Source organism: Streptomyces incanus (genome assembly GCF_042656345.1).
Lineage (GTDB): Bacteria > Actinomycetota > Actinomycetes > Streptomycetales > Streptomycetaceae > Streptomyces > Streptomyces incanus.
Map to the genome: position 1 here is coordinate 1 of NZ_JBHSPC010000173.1, position 509 is coordinate 509.

Sequence of the window (509 nt, forward strand, 5' to 3'; positions counted from 1 at the left end):
GTCCAGGAGAAGTAACGACCGTCCACAGGCAGGAGGCCCTGATGGACCAGATGCAAGCCTACGACGGACCCCAGATCGTGGGCATGGACCTGCACCGCAACCGCTCGGTACTGCTGCGCATGACCCCCCAAGGGGAACGGCTGGAGCGGATTCGCATCGACAACAGCCCGGCCGCTCTCAAGGCCGAGATCGCCAAGGCCGGCCCGCACCCGCAGGTGGTGCTGGAAGCCACCTACGGCTGGTACTGGGCCGCCGACACCCTCCAGGAAGCCGGAGCCGAGGTGCACCTCGCGCATCCGCTGGGCGTGAAGATGTTCGGTTACCGGCGGGTGAAGACCGACGACAAGGACGCCGCCGACCTGGCCGACCTGCTGCGCATGGGACGCCTGCCGCAGGCGTGGATCGCTCCCCGCCAAACCCGCCAGGTGCGGGAGCTGGTGCGCTACCGGCACAAGCTGGTGGGCATGCGCACCTCGGCCAAGGACCAGATCCACGCGGTGCTCGGCAAG

1 protein-coding gene is annotated in these 509 nt (G+C 68.4%); it reads left to right on the top strand.

The window, feature by feature from the left end; all coding sequences use genetic code 11:
• Window positions 1-41: 41 nt before the first annotated feature.
• Window positions 42-509, top strand: a 468-nt coding sequence (locus tag ACFP2V_RS38515) for an IS110 family transposase (RefSeq protein WP_381221393.1), incomplete at its 3' end; no start/stop codon positions are given.